General features: G+C 65.5%; 16 protein-coding genes and 1 tRNA gene. 5 read left to right on the top strand and 12 right to left on the bottom strand.

Annotation, left to right across the window (positions count from 1 at the left end):
• Positions 1 to 28: 28 nt before the first annotated feature.
• The 4 genes from FNJ84_RS14980 to FNJ84_RS14965 are packed head-to-tail and all read right to left on the bottom strand — an operon-like array spanning position 29 to position 6832.
• The gene (locus FNJ84_RS14980; RefSeq protein ID WP_143794014.1) at positions 29 to 2128 is read right to left on the bottom strand and encodes a hypothetical protein; all 2100 of its coding nucleotides are present in this window, start codon (positions 2126 to 2128) and stop codon (positions 29 to 31) included.
• Positions 2125 to 4944 carry a DUF4159 domain-containing protein gene (locus FNJ84_RS14975; protein ID WP_143794012.1) on the bottom strand — a complete coding sequence of 940 codons (2820 nt, stop codon included), beginning with the start codon at positions 4942 to 4944 and terminating at the stop codon, positions 2125 to 2127. Before FNJ84_RS14975 ends, FNJ84_RS14980 begins: the two co-directional genes overlap by 4 nt.
• Positions 4944 to 5813, bottom strand: coding sequence for a DUF58 domain-containing protein (locus FNJ84_RS14970; protein WP_255471226.1), 870 nt, complete (start codon positions 5811 to 5813; stop codon positions 4944 to 4946). Before FNJ84_RS14970 ends, FNJ84_RS14975 begins: the two co-directional genes overlap by 1 nt.
• The gene (locus FNJ84_RS14965) at positions 5810 to 6832 is read right to left on the bottom strand and encodes a MoxR family ATPase (protein WP_143794011.1); all 1023 of its coding nucleotides are present in this window, start codon (positions 6830 to 6832) and stop codon (positions 5810 to 5812) included. The genes FNJ84_RS14970 and FNJ84_RS14965 overlap by 4 nt, the downstream gene beginning before the upstream one ends.
• A gap of 63 nt (positions 6833 to 6895) precedes the next feature.
• On the opposite strand from FNJ84_RS14965, the gene FNJ84_RS14960 reads away from it, so the two are divergent.
• Together FNJ84_RS14960 and FNJ84_RS14955 are read left to right on the top strand one after the other, a co-directional pair.
• Entirely contained in the window at positions 6896 to 7441 is a 546-nt protein-coding gene (locus tag FNJ84_RS14960; protein ID WP_143794009.1) for a DUF1285 domain-containing protein, read from the top strand.
• Positions 7442 to 7465: 24 nt separating this feature from the next.
• On the top strand, positions 7466 to 8221 hold the full coding sequence (locus FNJ84_RS14955; protein ID WP_143794007.1) for a hydroxypyruvate isomerase family protein: 756 nt from the start codon (positions 7466 to 7468) through the stop codon (positions 8219 to 8221).
• 450 nt (positions 8222 to 8671) lie between these two features.
• Here the strand turns inward: FNJ84_RS14955 and FNJ84_RS14950 are convergent, their stop codons facing one another.
• Positions 8672 to 9340: a calcium-binding protein gene (locus tag FNJ84_RS14950; RefSeq protein WP_185968549.1), complete on the bottom strand. Its 669-nt coding sequence runs from the start codon at positions 9338 to 9340 to the stop codon at positions 8672 to 8674.
• Positions 9341 to 9471: 131 nt separating this feature from the next.
• Here FNJ84_RS14950 and typA point away from each other — a divergent pair, with 131 nt between their 5' ends.
• Both typA and FNJ84_RS14940 read left to right on the top strand, forming a co-directional pair.
• Complete coding sequence (gene typA / locus FNJ84_RS14945) at positions 9472 to 11292, top strand: translational GTPase TypA (RefSeq protein ID WP_143794005.1); 1821 nt, start codon at positions 9472 to 9474, stop codon at positions 11290 to 11292.
• A gap of 224 nt (positions 11293 to 11516) precedes the next feature.
• Entirely contained in the window at positions 11517 to 12128 is a 612-nt protein-coding gene (locus FNJ84_RS14940; protein WP_185968548.1) for a TetR-like C-terminal domain-containing protein, read from the top strand.
• 8 nt (positions 12129 to 12136) lie between these two features.
• On the opposite strand, the gene purU is transcribed toward FNJ84_RS14940, so the two are convergent.
• The 6 genes from purU to FNJ84_RS14910 all read right to left on the bottom strand — a co-directional run bounded on the left by purU (position 12137) and on the right by FNJ84_RS14910 (position 19104).
• Positions 12137 to 13021 carry a formyltetrahydrofolate deformylase gene (gene purU, locus FNJ84_RS14935; RefSeq protein WP_143794003.1) on the bottom strand — a complete coding sequence of 295 codons (885 nt, stop codon included), beginning with the start codon at positions 13019 to 13021 and terminating at the stop codon, positions 12137 to 12139.
• Positions 13022 to 13110: 89 nt separating this feature from the next.
• Positions 13111 to 13434: a 2Fe-2S iron-sulfur cluster-binding protein gene (locus FNJ84_RS14930; protein ID WP_143794214.1), complete on the bottom strand. Its 324-nt coding sequence runs from the start codon at positions 13432 to 13434 to the stop codon at positions 13111 to 13113.
• 123 nt (positions 13435 to 13557) lie between these two features.
• Positions 13558 to 15096: a Do family serine endopeptidase gene (locus tag FNJ84_RS14925; protein ID WP_255471225.1), complete on the bottom strand. Its 1539-nt coding sequence runs from the start codon at positions 15094 to 15096 to the stop codon at positions 13558 to 13560.
• Between the two features lie 192 nt (positions 15097 to 15288).
• A complete protein-coding gene (gene hflC, locus FNJ84_RS14920; protein WP_185968547.1) occupies positions 15289 to 16479 on the bottom strand; it encodes a protease modulator HflC in 1191 nt (396 codons plus the stop codon).
• Positions 16479 to 17708 carry an FtsH protease activity modulator HflK gene (gene hflK / locus FNJ84_RS14915; protein WP_143794001.1) on the bottom strand — a complete coding sequence of 410 codons (1230 nt, stop codon included), beginning with the start codon at positions 17706 to 17708 and terminating at the stop codon, positions 16479 to 16481. The genes hflC and hflK overlap by 1 nt, the downstream gene beginning before the upstream one ends.
• Positions 17709 to 17844: 136 nt before the next feature.
• On the bottom strand, positions 17845 to 19104 hold the full coding sequence (locus FNJ84_RS14910; protein ID WP_143794000.1) for a glutamate-5-semialdehyde dehydrogenase: 1260 nt from the start codon (positions 19102 to 19104) through the stop codon (positions 17845 to 17847).
• 96 nt (positions 19105 to 19200) lie between these two features.
• Here FNJ84_RS14910 and FNJ84_RS14905 point away from each other — a divergent pair, with 96 nt between their 5' ends.
• On the top strand, positions 19201 to 19665 hold the full coding sequence (locus FNJ84_RS14905; protein WP_143793999.1) for a DUF1203 domain-containing protein: 465 nt from the start codon (positions 19201 to 19203) through the stop codon (positions 19663 to 19665).
• A 66-nt stretch (positions 19666 to 19731) separates the two neighbouring features.
• On the opposite strand, the gene FNJ84_RS14900 is transcribed toward FNJ84_RS14905, so the two are convergent.
• A tRNA-Val gene (locus FNJ84_RS14900) sits at positions 19732 to 19806 on the bottom strand.
• Between the last annotated feature and the right edge of the window lie 87 nt (positions 19807 to 19893).

Here is a 19893-nt window from a genome sequence, read left to right as displayed (position 1 = left end):
TTAGCAACGGGGGGCGGACTTGGCAAGCTTATCGCGCAGCCGCACGCCGGCCCTCGGACAGCCAGCCAGCAAGGATCAGCCCCGCAATCAGCCCCAGCCAGACCCAACCGGGCAGCAATGGCCTGCGAGAAAGCCCGGTCACGGTCGCCGCCTCGCGCGGGGTGATCGCGATCCATTCGCCGCTGACGCCACGGCCATTGGCGTTGCGCCCCGGCGCGACGGTCCGCAGATCGGGAATGCCATCCGACAGACGCAGAACAGCGCCTCCTGTCTCTTGCGACAGGGGGCCCAGACGCGCCTCGCTGGCCACGGTTTCCTCGAACTCTTTCGGCGCAGCCGGGCCCAGCACGATGACGCGCGTGATCTCGCCATCACTCAGCCGGTAAAGACCAAGCTGCGACGCCTGCCAGTCGGCCGAAAAGCGGCCGGGGCCGGTTTCGGCAAGCTCGATCCGGCTTTCGGTGCCATCGGGCGCGGTGATGGTGACGGGTCCTGTCTCGGCGGCCATGGTGCGGCGGGTGATGCGCAGCCCCTGACCCGGCAATTGTTCGGCCAGCAGCGCCTCTTCCTCAAGATCGGGTTCCTTCATCGACCAATGGGCGATGCGGCGCAGCAGTTCCAGCTGCGGCCCGCCCCCTTCGAAGCCACGCCCCCACAGCCAGACCTGATCGCTGGTCAGCATGGCCACGCGCCCCTCGTCGACCCGATCCATGATCAGCAGCGGGCGATCGCCCTCGCCGGTCATCACCACCTCGCCACGGTCAGGCAAGACCTCGGCCATGCGCAGCCAGCGGCCCCAGTCACCATCGGCCGGCTCGCCGGTATCGGCGGGCGCGCCGGGCAGGCCGGTCGTGACCGGATGGCGGCGGCCCGCATCGGTCAGCAGCGGGGTAAAGGGCTGGTCGATGATCCGCCCCGTGGGACGGGCCGGCAGGATCTCGCCCAGAGGTGACAAGTTCAGGCTTTCCACCGTCGCCATTTCCGGCCCGGCAGCGACCAGCACCGCGCCGCCCTCGCGCACATAGCGGACGATGTTGCGGAAATAATCGGGCGGCAGGATGCCCCGCACGCGATAGCGGTCAAAGATGATCAGGTCGAAATCGTCGATCCGTTCCAGAAACAGCTCGCGCGTGGGAAAGGCGATCAGCGCCAGCTGGTTCACCGGCACGCCATCGGATTTGTCGGGCGGGCGCAGGATGGTGAAATGGATCAGATCCACCGCCGCATCCGATTTCAGCAGGTTGCGCCAGGTCCGTTCGCCGGCATGCGGCTCGCCCGAGACCAGCAGCACCCGCAGCCGGTCACGCACGCCGGTGATGGTGACGGCGGCGGCATTGTTGCGGTCGGTCAGCTCGCCCTGGCCCGGTGTATCAAAGCCCAGCTGGATGACGTTCTGCCCTGCGTGATCGGGCAGGACCGGCAGTTCCAGCGACACCCCCGGCGGCACGGCATAAACCTGCTCAGGCCCGCCATCCAGACTGATGCGCAGATTGGCCGAGCTGCCGGCGACGGCGTCTGGCACCGCGCCCTGATCCTCGATCCGCAGGCGAATGCGGACCTCTTCGCCGATCAGGCCAAAGGCGGGCGCCTCTTCGATCACCAGCCGGCGATCCCAGTCATCGGGATTGCCGGTCAGCAGCGTGTGAACCGGCGCCGGCGCAGATGCGGGGATCATCGGCACATCATGGGTCTGGCCATCGGTGACGGTGATGATGCCGGCGATCCGGCCCTCGGGCTCGGCGGCGATGGCGCGGGTCAGCGCCGTGCCGATCAGCGTGCCGTCAGGATCGTCGCCGACGGTGACGCGGCGCAGTTCGGTGTCGGGCAGCGCCTCGATCTGGCGGGTCAGCGCGTCAATCGCCGCATCGGTCTGATCCGCACGGCCCGGCAGGTCCTGGCTGGCGCTGCGATCATCCAGCAGGATGACAATATCCGACAGCCCAGCCCTCGCGCCGATTTCCAATGCAGGCCCCGCCAGCGCCGCGGCGGCGGCCAGCCCGGCAAGCCCGCGCCACGCCCAGCCACGCAGGCCCCGCCACAACGCGAAACCGGCGACCAGCAGCGCCAGCCCGGCCAGCGCGGCAATCACCCACCAGGGCAGCATCGGATCAAAACGCAGCCCCGTCACGGCATCACCTCTTCGCTGCGCAGCCGTTCCAGCAGCGCCGGCACATGCACCTGATCGGATTTGTAATTCCCGGTCAGCACATACATGATCAGGTTGATGCCAAAGCGGAACGCCATCTCGCGCTGTTCCTCGCCCTCGTATCCACGGCCGACGGGAAAACGCGGCATGCCGCTGTCATCGACGGCCCAGGCCTCGGCCCAGCTGTTCGCCCCGATCACCACGGGCGTCACTCCGTCATTCAGGTTGCGGAAGGGCACGCCCTCGGTGGCCTCGGCCCCGGCGGGCGGGGCCTCGACCCAGACCGGGCGACCCTGCCAGCGGCCCGGAAAATCCTCCAGCAGATAGAAGGCGCGGGTCAGGACGTGATCTTCAGGCACCGGCGACAAGGGCGGGATTTCCAGCGGCGCGGCAAGCCCTTGCAGGCTTGCGCCCATATCCGGGCCGCCCAGCCCCGCCAGGTCGCCATCGCGGGTGTCAAACAGGATCAGCCCGCCCGAACGCAGAAAATGGTTCAGCCGCATATAGGCCAGGGGCGAAGGCACCGGCTGGCCATCGGTGACCGGCCAGTAAAGGAAGGTCAGCATCGACAGATCGTCGCTGTCCAGATCGACGGCCACGGGTTCGCCCGGCTCGACCGAGCTGCGATAGAACAGCGCCCGCGACAGGCCCTGAAGCCCCTGACGCGAGATCTCGTCGACCTCGGCATCGCCGGTGACGACATAGGCCAGCGCAACCTCGTTCGCGGCGCGCAGCAGTTCGGGGTTCAGCACTTCGGCGGCGTCCTGCGCGCGTGCACTGCCTGGCGACAGCGCAAACAGCAGCGCCACCAGCAGCCCGGCAGCAGCCGTCCCCCCCGCCGCCGTCCCCGCCGCCGCCGCCGCCCTGCCGGGCCGCGCCCTGCCCCTCATCAGCAGCGCGGAACACAGTGCATCCAGTGCCAGCAGCAGCGCCGCCACGGCGATCAGCCAGCCGGTCAGATCGCGGCCCGGCGCATCGGCGGCGCTTTCGACAAAGGCCCCTGGCCAATCGGCCCGGATCAGCGGCGTGCCAGCATTCAGCGCCAGCCGCCGTTCGCCCGCGGCATAGATGCCCGCAGGTTGGCCCGGCCCCGGACCAAGCGCCAGCTGATCGGCCGCAACCGGGGCCAGATCGCCCGCGCCCTCCGCCAGGCCAAAGCCGTCCAGCACCTGCTCGGGCATCCAGAAGGGCTGTTCGCGATCCTGTGCGGGCTGTTCGGTCGGGTTGCTGACGCGGGCGGATGCGACAAGCCGATCCAGCATCTGCACGAACAGACCCGAGATCGGCAGGTTCGACCAATCGGCATTGGCGGTGACATGGAACAGCACCACCTGCCCCTGACCGACAGGCGCGCGGGTGATCAGCGGCGTATTGTCAGACAGCGAGGCGATTGTGCGCGCCGCCAGATCTGGCGCGGGCTGCGCCATCAGTTGCGCGCGAATGGCGACCTCGTCAGGCGCGGTCAGGCCGGTAAACACCCCATCGGCAGCAAAGGCCGCCAGCCCGCGCGGATCGCCCCAGCTTAGCGCGCCGCCGATATCGCGCCCGCCGGGGCGCAGGCGCACCGGCAACAGCGGTTCATCCGGCAGGGTCTCATAGGCGGCCATTCGCGGGCCGGCAAAACGGATCAGCAGCCCACCTTCATCGACCCATTCGGCCAGTTCCGGGGTTTCATCCTGCAACAGTTGATCGGCCATGATGATGACATCGGGCGCGGTATCCAGCACATCGCCCAAGCCCCCTTCGACCAGGTCGGTGGTCGGCGCCAATGCCCGGCGCAGGTAATGCAGCGGAGACAGCAATTGCTGCCCCTCGGCCGCACTGTCGGCATCGCCGACCAGTCCGACCTTGCGCCGCCTGACGCGATCATCGGCCAGCACGACCGCACCGGCATGGTTCTGTCCCTCGATCTGGAAGCGGGTGATGCGGTTGCGCAGTTCCGGCGGCAGGTCGATGGCAACCGGACGGGTGCGGATACCGGCGTCGGCCGCGCCCTCGGTGGCATCGCCGGGCGTCAGCCGGGCCAGTTCGCGCGGGGTGCCCTGCGGGTCTGGACCGATCGCCAGAATGGCGGGCGCCTGATCGTCCAGCGTGTGCAAGGTCAATGAGGGGGTATCGTCAGAATGCAGGGTCAGCGCCATCAGGGGCTGGGCGGGCGGCACCACCGTCACCGGCCCGCGCGCGGTCAGCTGCGCCAGCCAATCGGCGCGGTTTTCGCTGTCCAGCCCATCGGCAATCCACAGCGTATTCAGCCGGCCCTCGGGCTGGTCGGCCAGCGTCTCGGCCAGGTCCTCGGGCAGGCGGCTGGACCAGGCAACCGGCGCGGCCGCCCGCAGCCGGGCCAGCAGGTCCGATGCCGGGCTGAAGACCAACGGCCCGGTCTGTCGCCCATCTGTCAGAAGCAGCGCGGCCGGGCGCCCATCGCCCGATGCGTCTTGCAGCGCGCGTTCGGCACGGGCCTGACGCCCGGCCCAGCCCGGCGCCGCCGCCCAGCCCGCATCCAGCACCACCAGCAAGGGGCCCGGCTCGGCCGCGCGCTGGACGGGTTTCCAGACCGGGCCGGCAAAGGCCAGGATCAGCAGCGCCATGGCCAGCAGCCGCAAAAGCAACAGCCACCAGGGCGTGCGCCGCGCCACCGGCACCGGATCGCGCAACCCCAGCAACAGCGCGACGCCCGGAAACTGCTGCAAGCGCGGCGCCGGCGGCATGGCCCGCAGGATGATCCACAGGATCGGCAGCGCGGCCAGCGCGGCAAGGATCCAGGGCGTGACAAAGCCCAGGGGGCCGAGTATCAGCATCAGCCCCCCAAGACCTGATAAAGCCACATCAGCGCATGCGAGGGCGCGGCGGCCGTGTCATGCGTGCCGAAATGCCAGCCCGCGCCCTGTGCCCCATGGCGCAACAGATCGCGCCGTTCGGCCAGCCGGGCCAGATAGGCCGCCCGCAGCCCGCCCGCATCGCGCGTATCATGGCTGACCCGCCCGCTGAGCGAACGAAACAGCACCGCGCCATCAAAGGGGAAAACCTCTTCGTCGGGATCCAGCACCTGCAACAGCGCCCCCTTGACCCCAAGGGCAGAGGCCCGCGCCAGATAATCCGTAACCCAGGCCGGATCGCCCAGAAAATCCGCGATCAGCACGACCCGCTGATTGGGGCGCAGCGCCTCTAGCGGGGGTTCGTCGGCATCAGCGCCGCTGTCGGCCTGCAAGGCCAGCGACTGCGCCAGCCGGTCGGCCTGCAACCGGCCCGAGCGTGGCGGCTGGCCCGCCAGCGCCACCCGTTCGCCCCCGCGCAGCAGGACCATGCCAAGCGCCATGGCCAGCAGCCGCGCGCGGTCACGTTTGGTCGGGCGGTCGGTTCCCCCGCGATAGGCCATACCCTGCCCCGCGCTGGCCCAGATCACCGCCGATTGCGCTGTCTGCGCCTCGCGGTCACGGACGAATTGCGCGTCCGAACGCGCGCTGCGCCGCCAGTCGATGCTGCGCGCCGTATCGCCTGATGCCGCCGGGCGATACTGCCAGAAATCCTCGCCCGGTCCGGCGCGGCGCAGCCCATGGGCGCCCGGCGCGATCATCGCCGCCAGACGTTCGGCCGACAGCACCAGCGCCGGCAGGCCGCCGGCCTCGGTCTCGGCCCTTGCGCGCAGATCGGCGGGGGAAAAGCTCACGCCGCCCTCGTCTGACCCATGCGCTCATCCAGCAGCCGCGCGATGGTGCCATCAACGGTTTCGCCACGGGCACGCGCGCCAAAGGACAGGGCCATCCGGTGCCGCATGACCGGGGCGGCCAGGGCCTCGACATCTTCCATCGTCGGCGCAAAGCGACCGTTCAGCACCGCCCGCGCCCGCGTCACCAGCATCAGCGCCTGCGCAGCGCGCGGTCCCGGCCCCCAGATCAGGCTGTCACCGACCCAGGGCGAGGCCTCGGGCGCGCCGGGGCGGGCGGCGCGGACCAGCGACAGAATCGCCTCGACCACGCTTTCGCCCACTGGCATCTGCCGGACCAGCCGCTGCGCCGCAATCAGCCCCTCGGCGTCAAAGGTGGCATGGGCCGTCCCAAGTTCCACCCCGGTCGTGGCCAGCAGAATGTCGCGTTCGGTGTCGCGGTCGGGATAATCGACGTCGATCTGCAACAGGAAACGGTCCAGCTGCGCCTCGGGCAGCGGATAGGTGCCTTCCTGTTCGATCGGGTTCTGGGTGGCCAGAACGTGGAATGGCCGGCCAAGCGGGCGGTGCTGGCCGCCAATGGTGACCTCATGTTCCTGCATCGCCTGAAGCAGCGCCGATTGCGTGCGCGGGCTGGCGCGGTTGATCTCATCTGCCATCAGAAGCTGGGTAAAGACCGGCCCCTCGATAAAGCGGAACTCGCGCCGGCCATCGGCGGTCATGTCCAGCACCTCGGATCCCAGAATATCGGCCGGCATCAGATCGGGCGTGAACTGGATGCGCTGCGTATCCAGCCCCAGAACCGTGCCGAGCGTTTCGACCAGCATGGTCTTGCCCAGCCCCGGCTGCCCCACCAGCAGCGCATGGCCGCCTGACAGGATCGCGGCCAGCACCTGCTCGACCACGGCATGCTGGCCGACGAATCGCCTTTCGATGCTGGCGCGGGCGCGTTCCAGCGAGGAACCAAGTGCCTCGACCTGCGCCACCAGCCTGTCAGTGACCTGATTTTCGTCCGAACCCATGACAACGCCCCGTTTCTGCTTTAGACCAACCATAGATACTTGAAGCTGGGGCGACCATATCGAATGGCTGACACGACTGACAATCGCGTGAGTGCGGAAGGCATTGCCGAAGCCGCAAGCAAGGCCGGCAAGAAGGGCCTGCCGCCCGTGCACCTGTGGAACCCGCCCTTTTGCGGCGATCTGGACATGCGCATCGCCGCCGATGGCACCTGGTTCTATCAGGGCACGCCCATCGGCCGGCCCGCCATGGCGCGGCTTTTCTCGACCGTGCTGAAGCGCGAAGGCGACAAGCATTTCCTTGTCACCCCGGTCGAAAAGGTCGGCATTCAGGTGGATGACGCGCCTTTCGTGGCCGTCGATGCCGAAATCCTGCCTGACCGGATCACCTTCACCACCAATGTCGGCGATCAGGTCATTGCCGATGCGGACAATCCGATCATCCTGCGCGGCGACGGCACCGAGCCGCGTCCCTATGTTCATGTCCGCCGTGGGCTGGAAGCGCTGATCGACCGCAAGACCTTTTACCGGCTGGCCGCCGCCGCCGACGAAGGACCAGAGGGCCGCAGCGGAGTCCGCTCATCGGGGATGTTCTTTCCGCTAGAGCCATGAGTTGACGTCCGTTAACATGGGGAAATGCTTAGATTCGCCGCCAACCTGACCTCGCTTTTCACCGAATTGCCGATGCTGCAACGGGTCACCGCAGCGCGGCAGGCGGGATTTGACGGCATCGAGGTGCTTTTCCCCTATGATCTGGCGGTGAAGGACCTGGTCCGCGCCTGCCGCATCAACGACCTGACCTTTGTGCTGATGAACGCGCCGCCGCCGAACTGGACTGGCGGGCCACGCGGATTCGCGGCCGATCCGGCGCTGTCGGACAGGTTTCGCCGAGATTTCGACCGCTCGATCCGCTTTGCCGCCGAACTGGGTGTGCGGCATGTGCATATCATGGCGGGCGTGGCCGAAGGCCCGGCAGCACATGCGGCCTTTGTCGAGAACCTGACCTGGGCAGCCGCCCGTGCCCCTGACACCAGCCTGACGATCGAGCCGCAGAATACCCAGGACATGCCAGGTTATTTCCTGTCCGATTTCGATCAGGCCGCCGCAATCCTGGCCGAGGTGGGCACGCCCAATCTGGGCCTTCAAATGGACATCTATCACGCCCATCGCATCACCGGCGACGTGCTGGCCTGCTGGAAGCGGCATCGCGGGCAGATCCGCCATGTGCAGATCGCCGGCTATCCCCAGCGGCACGAGCCCGACGGGGGCGAGATCGACCTGCCAGGCTTTCTGGCCGCGCTGTCCGCCGATGGCTATGCCGGCTGGATCGGCGCGGAATACACACCCGCCACCACCACCGAGGCAGGACTGGGCTGGCTGGGCCATGGTTGAGCCGGTGATGGCTGGCTTGCGCCCGGCCGATCCGCATCACTGCCGCACAGCCGGGACGATTCGGCGGAACCCCACACCGTTTTGTTCGTTGCTTCCTCAGATCGGGATGATCAGCCCCAGAGGCCAGAGCATTCCGCAACGAAACGGAGAAAGCAGATGAATTCCATCATTTATCTTGTCGGTCTGGTCGTCGTCGTCCTGGCTGTCATTTCACTGGTCACCTGACCATTTCCCAGCCCGTCGGCCCCGCCGACAGGCCCATTGACACAAGGGCGCCGCGCATGAACTCGATCATCTACATCGTCGGCCTGGTGGTTATCGTCCTGCTGATCCTGTCCGTTCTGGGACTGCGATAGCGCGATATTGCCACGGTCGATCATCGGTGCGCGCGCGGATTTCCCCCTGCGCGCGCACCATGTTTTTTATGAATCAGTGCTGTTCTGAACCCGATCAGCCTTCCAGGCTGAGCCACTGGTCAATCCGGCCCAGATGGTCAACGCCAACCAGCGTCACGCTGTCGCTGGCCGAGAAGCTCAGCACCAGATTGCCATCGACCACCTCGGCATTCGCGACCGCCTGCTTACAGGTCTCGACGCTACCCAGATAGACCAGCTGGTCGAACGTGACGCCGAAATCGGTCACCACATCCTGACCATTGCGGAACTGGAACGCGTCGGCCCCGCCACCGCCGGTCAGCGTGTCATTGCCCCAGGCACCGGGCAGCACCTCGCTGCCCGCACCACCGCGCAGCCAGGCGCCATTGGTGCCATCGCGCTCGTAGATATAGACGTATTCAATGCTGCGGATCGTATCCAGGCCCTGCCCGGTATCCTGCGGACCGGTTTCCATCAGGTCGACCCGGATAGGTGCGCGATGGGCGTTCAGCACCAGAATATCCCGGCCAAGCCCGCCCGCGATCAGGTCATCGCCGTCGTCATTGTAAATCGTATCTTCGCCGCGACCGCCATCCAGGGTGTCGTTGCCCGTTCCGCCCTCGATCTCGTCCGGGCCGCCATAGCCGAAAATCTTGTCATTCCCGGTATAGCCACGCATGGTATCGCCACTGCTGGTTCCGCACAAAACGTCGTTCGTGAACTCTTTGCCGTTGAATGCCGCCACTCTGCGCTTCACTCGTCAGGTATTGTAAAAAGAGAGTTTGCCGTGGGGTGCCGCCGCATACCTGTCAATTCACGCTGGTGTTTCCCGGTCCGTTTCGCTAGGGCACCCGCGCAGAGTGAAGGACGCGCCCCATGGATATCCGCAATATCGCCATCATCGCCCATGTCGACCATGGCAAGACCACGCTGGTGGACGAGCTGCTGAAGCAGTCCGGCGCCTTCCGCGAAAATCAGGCGACTGCCGAACGCATGATGGACAGCAATGACATCGAACGCGAACGCGGCATCACCATTCTGGCCAAGGCCACTTCGGTCGAATGGAAAGGCACCCGCATCAATATCGTCGACACGCCCGGCCACGCCGATTTCGGCGGCGAGGTGGAACGCATCCTGTCGATGGTCGATGGCGTCTGCCTGCTGGTCGATGCCGCCGAAGGCCCGATGCCGCAGACCAAGTTCGTGACCTCGAAGGCACTGGCGCTTGGGCTGCGCCCCATCGTGGTGCTGAACAAGGTCGACAAACCGGCGGCCGAACCCGACGACGCGCTGAACGATGTCTTTGACCTGTTCGCCAATCTGGGCGCGACTGATGAACAGCTGGATTTCCCCCATCTCTATGCCTCGGGCATAGGCGGTTGGGCCGACGAGACGCTGGACGGCCCGCGCAAGGATATGTCGGCGCTGTTCGACATGGTGTTGCGCCATGTCCAGCCGCCCAAGCAGATCGCCCGCCAGGGCGAACCGTTCCAGATGCTGGCCACCACGCTTGGCGCCGACAACTTCCTGGGCCGTCTGCTGACCGGCCGGGTCGAGGCAGGCCGCGCCAAGGCCGGCGACACGCTGAAGGCGCTGTCTCGCGATGGCGAGCGGATCGAGCAGTTCCGCATCTCCAAGGTGCTGGCCTTCCGCGGGCTGAACCAGCAGCCCATCGACGAGGCTGTTGCCGGTGACATCGTCACCATCGCCGGCATGGCCAAGGCCACCGTTGCCGACACGCTGGCCGCGCCCGATGTAAACACCGCCCTGCCCGCCCAGCCCATCGACCCGCCCACCATCAGCGTGACCTTTGGCATCAATGACAGCCCGCTTGCCGGTCAGGACGGCAAGAAGGTGCAATCGCGCGTCATCCGCGAACGCCTGATGAAAGAGGCCGAATCCAACGTCGCCATCAAGGTCGAGGATACGCCGGGCGGCGATGCCTTCATCGTCTCGGGCCGGGGCGAATTGCAGATGGGTGTGTTGATCGAGAACATGCGCCGCGAGGGATACGAGCTGTCGATCAGCCGCCCCCGCGTGATCTTCCAGGAGGAAGATGGCGAGCGGATGGAACCGATCGAGGAAGTCATCATCGACGTGGATGACGAATATACCGGCGTTGTCATCGAAAAGCTGACCGGCGACCGCAAGGGTGACATGGTCGACATGCGCCCGGCCGGCGTCGGCAAGACGCGGATCGTTGCCCATGTGCCGTCGCGCGGGCTGATCGGCTATCATGGCGAGTTCATGACCGACACGCGCGGCAATGGCGTGTTGAACCGTATTTTCCATGGTTGGGCGCCTTACAAGGGCGCGATTCAGGGTCGCCGTCAGGGCGTGCTGATCAGCATGGAGAACGGCGTTTCCGTCGCTTATGCGCTGTGGAACCTGGAAGAACGCGGCAAGATGTTCATCGGCGCGCAGGAACAGATCTATACCGGCATGATCATCGGCGAACACTCGCGCGACAACGATCTGGAAGTGAACCCGCTGAAGGGTAAGAAGCTGACCAACGTTCGCGCCTCGGGCACGGACGAGGCCGTGCGCCTGACCCCCCCGGTTCGCATGTCGCTGGAAGAGGCCATCGCCTATATCGACGATGATGAACTGGTCGAGGTCACGCCCAAGAACATCCGGCTGCGCAAGCGCTTCCTTGACCCGCATGAGCGCAAGCGTCAGTCACGCGCTGATTCTTGATCCGTAAGTCCAGGGTTTGTCGACAACGGTTTGAAAAGCATCAAAAGTCTGCGGGAATATGCAATCTTTGATTGCACAATCAGGCATATGCCGCCCTGCATGATTGAAAACGCGCAATTACGCGCTTTTTGGTCGTTTTTCATTCCGCGTTCACCGGCCTTGGTGCTACGCTTGAGCTTACGATGACACATGCCGGATCACATCCTGACCGCCACAAGTCTGGCTTGCACGACAGCGTCTCTCAGGCGCTGTTGGAACTGATTGCGGAACATCGTCCGTCATTCCCCGATCTCGGCCAGATCGCCGATCGCGCCGGCCAGGATGAACAGGCCGTGCGCGAGGTTTTCGGCTCGGTCCAGGATATTCTGGATACCCTGGCCGAGCAGGGGCTGATCAAGCTGTTCGACAATTGCCTGCGCACCGTCACCCGCGCCCCGCATGACGATCCGGTTGCGCAGTTTGGAGCGCTCGGCAGTGCTTATCTGGATTGGGCCTTTGAAAACCCCGATCAGTTCCGGCTGCTGCAACATGCCAAACTGGTCGATCTGGAAGGGAATGAGCGGCTGGCCCGTTACATCCGGTCGATGCATGACCTGATGATCCGGCTGCTGAACGCGGCCAAGGAAAAGGGGCAAATCCCCGATGACGCGGACAACACCGCAATCCTGATCGCGGGACGCTGCCTGCTGTTTGGTCTGGCGCGCATGGCGCTGGACGGCAACATGACCGAATGGCATGCGGGATTGACCGGATACCAGGCCGCCCATCGCGTATTCGAGAACTATATGGAAACCATGGCCGTGGCCAATGTCAGGCTGACCGCGCGAAGCGCTTAGGGCTGTTTTCAGCCCATCCGCTCGCTGGCATAGCCGCCGGGGCTGGCAGGGAACACGACCGTCTTGCCCCCGTTCAGGAACACCCGGTGATGGATATGGGCATGGATCGCCCGCGCCAGCACCTGCGCCTCGACATCGCGGCCAAGCGTCACATAATCGGCAGCCGATTGTGCATGCGTCACCCGCACCGTGTCCTGTTCGATGATCGGGCCCTCATCCAGATCGGCCGTCACATAATGCGCGGTCGCGCCGATTAGCTTTACCCCGCGTTCGAACGCCTGCTTGTAAGGGTTCGCACCCTTGAAGCTGGGCAGGAAGCTGTGATGGATATTGATGATCCGCCCCGACATCTTCTGGCACAGCGCATCCGACAGAACCTGCATATAGCGCGCCAGAACGACCAGATCGGCGCCCGTCTCGTCCACGATTTCCAGCAGACGCGCCTCGGCCTGAGGCTTGTTTTCCGGGGTCACGCGGACGTGGTGGAACGGCAGGTCATGGTTCACCACCACCTTCTGATAGGTCATGTGGTTGCTGACCACGCCGACGATATCCACCGGCAGCGCGCCGATCTGCCAGCGATACAGCAGGTCGTTCAGGCAATGTCCGAAATTCGACACCATCAGCAGAACCCGCGCCCGGACCGAAGGATCATGGATCGCCCAGTCCATTCCCATCGTATCGGCGACGGGGGCAAAGCCGCTGCGCAGGGTTGCCGCATCAACGCCCTGTTCCGACCGGAAACTGACCCGCATGAAGAACATGCCATTGGCCATGTCATCGAACTGCGCCGAGTCGGTGATGTTGCAGCCATTCTCGGCCAGGAAATTCGCAATCGCGGCAACGATGCCACGGCGCGAGTGGCAGGTGACGGTCAGGACAAGTTCAGACATCAGGGCTTTCTCCGGTCGTTCAAGGCCAGTTAACGCGCTCGGACCAAACCGCCCGGACAACAGGCGACATTTCCGGACGAAAGGCGACCTCAGATCTGGCGCTCGGGCATCTGCACAACCAGCCCATCCAGTTCATCGGTCACTTTCAGCTGGCAGGTCAGCCGCGACCGCGCCGGATCGGGCTCGTAGGCGAAATCCAGCATGTCCTGTTCCATCGGGTCAATGGCAGGCAGCCTGTCCACCCAGGCGGGGTCGACATAGACGTGGCAGGTCGAACAGGCGCAGGCGCCGCCGCAATCGGCCTCGATGCCGGGGATGCCATTGTCGCGCGCCCCTTCCATCACGGTCATGCCGGTCTTGACCTCGACCTCGTGGGTCGTGCCGTTATGCTCGATATAGGTGATCTTGGCCATGTCGCTATCCTCACTGTCGCAGGCGAGATAAGCCATTCCCCCGGCGTTGAAAAGGGCAGGAAAAACCCGCCCTTTCATCTTGCTTCGATTATCGCGCCGGGCGTTTGCCCGGCCGTTGCGCCCTCAGCTGTCCTGAATCGGCAGCGCCACGAAACGAGGCTCGCCAGCGCGGCGGATCAGCAGCAGGATCGACTTGCGCCCGGCCTCGCGGGCCGTATCGACTTGCGCTTCCAGATCCGACAGCGACGCCAGCGGTTGCTGCCCCGCCTCGACGATCACATCGCCGACGGCCAGCCCCTTTTCGGCGGCGACGCCCTCGGCATCGACCTCGCGCACGACCAGGCCATTCAGGTCGGCCGCAACGCCCAGTTCGGCAGCGACCTCGGGCGTGAGGGGCGACAGCGTCATGCCCAGCACCAGACCCTCGCTTTGATCGCTGCCCGTGGTAACCGAGCTTGCACCCTGGCCTTCGGCCAGTTCGCGCCGGCCAAGCGTGACCTGCATGGTCATCTGCTCGCCATCGCGCAGCACCAGCACATCGACAGGCTCGCCCGCGGGGGAATCGGCCACGCGGCGCACCAACTCGCCCGAATCCTCGACCTTGCCGCCGGCGAATTCGGTGATCACATCACCCGCCTCAAGACCGGCAGCCTTGGCGGGCCCGTCCATCACCTCGGTGATCATCGCGCCGCCATCCTGGTCGATACCCAGGGCCTCGGCCATGTCGGGCGTGACGTCCTGGATGGTCACACCCAGCCAACCGCGCCGGGTTTCGCCAAATTCCTGCAACTGGTCGACGACCTTGGCGACCACGTTGGACGCCATCGAGAAACCGATCCCGATCGAGCCGCCATTGGGCGACAGGATCGCGGTGTTCACGCCGATCACCCGGCCCTGCATGTCAAACAGCGGGCCGCCCGAATTGCCGCGGTTGATGGCAGCATCGGTTTGCAGATAGTCGTCATAGGTGCCGGCCAATTCGCGGTTCCGCGCCGAAACGATCCCGGTCGAGGCCGAAAAGCCCTGCCCCAACGGGTTGCCCATGGCCAGAACCCAATCGCCCATCCGCGCCGTGTCGGAATCGCCGAATTCGACGAAAGGCAGCGGCTCGTCGCGCTGCACCTTCAGCAGGGCGATGTCGGTCTTGGGATCGGTTCCGATCACTTCGGCCGGCAGTTTCTCGCCCGAATAGAACTCGATCTCGATCTCGTCAGCGCCTTCGATGACGTGGTTGTTCGTGACGATGAAGCCATCCGACGAGATCACGAAGCCCGAGCCAAGCGCGTTCGAGCGCTGCGGTACGCGCGGCCCGCCATCAGGCATGCCGGGAAAGCCGAAATCGCGGAACAGGTCCGAAAACGGGCTGCCTTCGGGAAAGTTGGGGCCCTGGCCAAAGGCCGGCTGCGACACGACCGCCGTGGTGGTGATGTTCACGACGGCCGGTGCGACGCGCTCGACCAGATCGGCAAAGCTGTCGGGCATCACCTGCGAGGGCGCTTGCAGGGGCTGGTTCTGGTTGGCGGCCTCTTGCGCCTGCTGCTGCACCTCGGGCGAGATGTCCGATGGGGCGTTCTCGATCGCCTGCTGCGCGCCCGCGACGCCAAGCCCAAGGGAAACGGCAAGCGCCGAGGCGGTAAGGAATTTCCGAGAGATCGGTTTCATGCAGATGGTCCTCATCATCGTTCTACGGTTCCGGCGTGCCGCAGGCGTGACAGCGCAGGGCGTCGGAATCTGGTTGATATGAAATGGATTTAGGTATGCGTTGCAAATAAACCACGCTCTCGCAGGGTGAACTGATCGTGACTTTTGTTACGAGAAGGGCGGGTCCGCATCGCGGCCCGCCCCCTTGCAGTCTCAGTTCCCGGCCGGCGCCGGATCCGGCGCATCCGCATCCGGTTCCGCATCCGGTTGAGCAGCGGGCGGCTGCTCGCCATCCTCGGCCACCGGGGGCATCACTTCAGAGGGTGCTTCCGGTGGCGTCACCAGGCTTTCGGGCACCGGGGTCAGGGTCACGCCGGCGGATTCACCCAAGGGGTTGCCCTCGCGATCGGTGACCGTCGGCGTCACCAGTTCCTCGTCACCCGCCCCCTCGCTTACCTCGTCCTCGGCTGCGTCGCTGGTGCTATTGGGCAGCGGCACCAGAACCGGCGCGGGATTGGCCCGGTCCGATCCGTCATTGGCCAGATACTCGAAGAATTCGCTGTTGGGCTGCATCACAAAGGCGCTGTTGCGGCCCTGCAAGGCCCGTTCATAGGATTGCATCGAGCGGGTGAAGGCAAAGAACTCGGGATCGCGCCCGAAGGCGTCGGCATAGATCGCGTTCCGTGCGGCATCGGCCTCGCCGCGCACCACCTCGGCACGTTTGCGCGCCTCGGAGGTCAGTTCCACCACGGTCCGGTCGGCTGCGGCGCGGACGCGCTGTGCGGCCTCGTTACCGCGCGCGACCTCGTCAGCAGCCTCGCGTTCACGTTCCGCCCGCATCCGGGCATAGGTGGCGGCAAGGTTCTGTTCGGGCAGGTCGGTGCGGGTCAGGCGCACGTCGATGATTTCGACGCCCAGACCGGTCGAGTTGCGCCGTGCCTCGTCACGGATCTGGTTCATCAGGCTGGTGCGGTCATCCGACAGCACGTCGGTCGAGGGCACCGAACCCAGAACCTCGCGGATGGCGGCGCTGACAATCGGTTCCAGCCGGACAAGCGCGACTTCGATCCCGCCGGCACCAACGGCCTGGCGGAAGCGCACCACATCGGTGATCCGCCAGCGCGCAAAGGCGTCGACGACCAGACGGCGATCATCCAGCGGCGTGACCTCCATCGGCGTGGTTGGCAGGCCAAGGATACGGTCGTCATATTTCTCGACATTGTCGAGGAAGGGCACCTTGACGGCCAGTCCCGGCTCTTCCTTCACATCGACGACGCGACCAAGACGCAGGACCAGCGCCTTTTCGCGCTCATCCACGATGAACAGCGAGGACATGACCCCCACGCCAATGACGATCAGCGCCGGCAGAGCGATTATGGACAGAAATGATCTGCGAGCGGCCATCAGTTGCCCCCCTGATTGGTGGTCGTGGTGTTGGACGAGGTATTCGCGTCAGCCGGCCGGTCGCGGCGCAGCTGATCCAGCGGCAGATAGGGCACGACGCCCGAATTGCCGGTGGTTGCGGGATCAAGAATGACCTTGTCCACATCGCCCAGAACACGTTCCATCGTTTCCAGATACATCCGGCGACGGGTCACATCCGGCGCCTTCACATATTCCTCATAGACGCTGTTGAAGCGCGCGGCCTCACCCTCGGCGGTGTTGACGGCCTGGGCGCGATAAGCCTCGGACTGTTCCAGCAGGGCCGCAGCCTCGCCTCGGGCATTTGCCAGAACGCGGTTGGCATAGGCGTCTGCCTCTTTCTCCAGCCGGTCGCGTTCCTGCTGGGCGGCCTGCACCTCGCGGAAGGCGTCGATCACCTCGGATGGCGGGTCGGCGCGGTCAAGGTTGACGCGGACGACGCTGATCCCCGACTGATAGGCATCCAGCGTCTGTTGCACATTATCCTTCAGATCGGTGGCGATGGCGCCGCGGTCACGGTTCAGGATCGGTGCCAGCTCGCTGCGGGCGATAATGTCGCGCATGGCGGATTCGGCCACGGCGCGGATCGTGTCGCGCGGATCGGCAAGGTTGAACAGGTATTTCGCCGGATCGTTGATGTTCCAGACGACCTGATATTCCATATCCACGATGTTCTGGTCGCGGGTAAGCATCAGCCCGCTATCCATCGGCCCAGAGCCGGTGCCGATCTCGGTCACCCGTTCATCGGTGACGTTAACGACCTCGGCGCGGACCACCGGCCAGGGGGCAAAGTTCAGGCCCTCGGTTCCCACCGATACGGCGCGACCGAACAGGAACTCGACGCTTTGCTGGTTGGTCTGCACGCGGTAAAAGCTCATGAAGGCCCAGGCCGCCAGCACGCCCAGCCCGATCAACCCGATGGTCGAGCGGTTCAGGCTGAAGCTGGGGCCGCCGCGCCCACCGCCGCCGCCGCCATTGGGGCGGTTGCCGCCACGGCCACCGCCCATCAGCACGCGCAGCCGTTCCTGGCCTTTCTTCATCAGCTCTTCGATCTCGGGGATCTGCTCGCCACCCTGACCGGGACGTTCCGGGCGCTGCGGTTCCTTCGGGGGGCGCTGATCCCCCCAAGGGCGGTTCGAGGGACGTTTGCCGTCCTCGTCATCGCCGCCGTTATTGCCGCCTCCGCCGCCCCAGGGGCCCTGATTAGCCATGCATATGCCCTTTTGCCTGTTGGAATTTCATTGGGTGCAAACTGGGGTCGGGTGGCCAAATGTCAACCCTTGCCGACCCCGCGCCGGCTGTCCCGACCGCCACCGCGACCCATCGCCGCAGGTGGCAATCGGACCTTTACCGCCGGATCGCACCGTCGCCCGTCACCAGATATTTGAAGCTGGTCAATTGCTGCGCCCCCACCGGGCCGCGCGCATGCAGCTTGCCCGTCGCGATGCCGATCTCGGCCCCCATTCCGAACTCGCCACCATCGGCGAACTGGGTCGAGGCATTCCGCATCAGGATCGCGCTATCCAGCGCTGCAAAGAACCGCGCCGCAGCCGCGTCATTTTCCGTCAGGATCGATTCCGTGTGCTGGCTGCCATAGCGGCGGATATGCGCAATCGCCCCCTCGACACCATCGACGGCTTTGGCGGCGATGATCATGTCAAGAAATTCATGCCCGAAATCATCGGCTTGCGCAGGGACGGTATCGGCGATCCCGGCCAGATCGCCCTCGGCCCGCACCTCGACGCCGGCATTGATCAGCGCATGGATCAGCGCCTCGGCCTGCGGGTAGGCACGGTCGATCAGCAGGCATTCGGCCGCGCCGCAGATGCCCGTCCGCCGGGTCTTGGCGTTCAACACCACGCGCATGGCCTTTTCCGGGTCGGCATCGGCATCGACATAGACGTGACAGATCCCTTCCAGATGCGCGAAAACCGGCACCCGCGCCTCGCGGCTCACCAGACCGACCAGCCCCTTGCCGCCGCGCGGGATGATCACGTCGATCAGCCCCTGCGCCTGCAACATCGCGCTGACGGCGCCGCGGTCGCGGGTCGGCACCAGCTGGATCGCCTCGGCCGGCAAGCCCGCCGAGACCAGCCCCTGAACCATGCAGGCATGGATCGCCTGACTGGAATGCAGGCTTTCCGATCCGCCCCGCAGAATCACCGCATTTCCCGATTTCAGCGCCAGCGCGCCGGCATCGGCGGTCACATTCGGGCGGCTTTCATAGATCACGCCGATGACACCGATCGGCGTGCGCACCTGCTGGATATGCAGACCGTTCGGGCGGTCCCATTCAGAAATGACGCTGCCAACCGGGTCGGGTTGTTCGGCCACCGCGCGCAGCCCGTCAGCGATCGCGCGAATACGATCCTCGTCCAGCCGCAGCCGGTCCATCATCGCATCGCTCAGCCCCTTGTCGCGGCCGAAATCCAGATCGCGTGAATTGGCCTCCAGGATCGCTGGCACCGACTGAACCATCGCCTCGGCCGCGCCGATTAGCGCGGCATGCTTGCGTTCGGCGCTGGCCTCGCGCAGGGCCACGGCGGCATCCTGCGCCGCCCGGCCCATGCGCCCGATCAGCTGGGTCGCGTCGTCCATATCCTTCATCCCCTCGCCCCTTCGCGAATGAAACGCCCGATCCTCGCGCCCATGGCGCGGGTCCACCCGTCATATCGAACCAATCGACAAAACAGGAGTCCCGAAATGACCATCCGCTTCGTTCCGATCAAGACCGCAACCGCATGGGCGCTGCGCGACGGGCTTGATGCCTATGGCATGGCGCCGGAACGGCGCGCCCATTCCGACGGCAGCGGCACCCCCTGTCGCCATTGCCTGCGGCAGGTGCCCAAGGGCGCCCCCTATCTGATCGCGGCGCACCGGCCATTCGCCGGGCTGAATCCCTATGCCGAAACCGGCCCGATTTTTCTGTGCGCCGGCGACTGTCCTGCCGCGGGGCCGGGCTTCCCATACGAGATCCTGAAAGGCGATCACTACATCACCCGCGCCTATTCACCGGACGAGCGCATTATCTATGGTAGCGGCTCGGTGACACCAACTGATCAGATCGTCACCCGCTGCGCGGCCCTGCTGGGGCGAAGCGAAGTCGCTTTCGTTGATATCCGTTCGGCCAGCAACAACTGCTTCCTGTGCCGCGTTGTGCCGGGTTGACCGGCGGGCAACGCAGAAAAAAGGGCCGGCCTTCCGGCCGACCCCCGGGCATCGCGCCCTGAATGATGGTGGGTGATAACGGATTTGAACCGCTGACATCTTCGATGTGAACGAAGCGCTCTACCGCTGAGCTAATCACCCGGTGGCGGCTATGTAGCGGGGCCGCCCCCCCGATGCAAGAGCCTTTCAGCCAGCATTTGCCCCAGACCCTGCGGTCCATCCCCGGAC

Source organism: Paracoccus sp. M683 (assembly GCF_007096355.1).
Classification (GTDB): Bacteria; Pseudomonadota; Alphaproteobacteria; order Rhodobacterales; family Rhodobacteraceae; genus Paracoccus.
This window is presented reverse-complemented; position numbering and strand designations above follow the sequence as displayed.

Bases quoted from the DNA above. Each gene is read 5' to 3' on its own strand.
- hflK (WP_143794001.1), bottom strand. From the start codon at position 17,708: ATGGCTAATCAGGGCCCCTGGGGCGGCGGAGGCGGCAATAACGGCGGC.
- typA (WP_143794005.1), top strand. From the start codon at position 9,472: ATGGATATCCGCAATATCGCCATCATCGCCCATGTCGACCATGGCAAG.
- hflC (WP_185968547.1), bottom strand. From the start codon at position 16,479: ATGGCCGCTCGCAGATCATTTCTGTCCATAATCGCTCTGCCGGCGCTG.
- FNJ84_RS14905 (WP_143793999.1), top strand. From the start codon at position 19,201: ATGACCATCCGCTTCGTTCCGATCAAGACCGCAACCGCATGGGCGCTG.
- FNJ84_RS14965 (WP_143794011.1), bottom strand. From the start codon at position 6,832: ATGGGTTCGGACGAAAATCAGGTCACTGACAGGCTGGTGGCGCAGGTC.
- FNJ84_RS14910 (WP_143794000.1), bottom strand. From the start codon at position 19,104: ATGAAGGATATGGACGACGCGACCCAGCTGATCGGGCGCATGGGCCGG.
- FNJ84_RS14975 (WP_143794012.1), bottom strand. From the start codon at position 4,944: ATGCTGATACTCGGCCCCCTGGGCTTTGTCACGCCCTGGATCCTTGCC.
- FNJ84_RS14960 (WP_143794009.1), top strand. From the start codon at position 6,896: ATGGCTGACACGACTGACAATCGCGTGAGTGCGGAAGGCATTGCCGAA.
- FNJ84_RS14930 (WP_143794214.1), bottom strand. From the start codon at position 13,434: ATGGCCAAGATCACCTATATCGAGCATAACGGCACGACCCACGAGGTC.
- FNJ84_RS14955 (WP_143794007.1), top strand. From the start codon at position 7,466: ATGCTTAGATTCGCCGCCAACCTGACCTCGCTTTTCACCGAATTGCCG.
- purU (WP_143794003.1), bottom strand. From the start codon at position 13,021: ATGTCTGAACTTGTCCTGACCGTCACCTGCCACTCGCGCCGTGGCATC.
- FNJ84_RS14925 (WP_255471225.1), bottom strand. From the start codon at position 15,096: ATGAAACCGATCTCTCGGAAATTCCTTACCGCCTCGGCGCTTGCCGTT.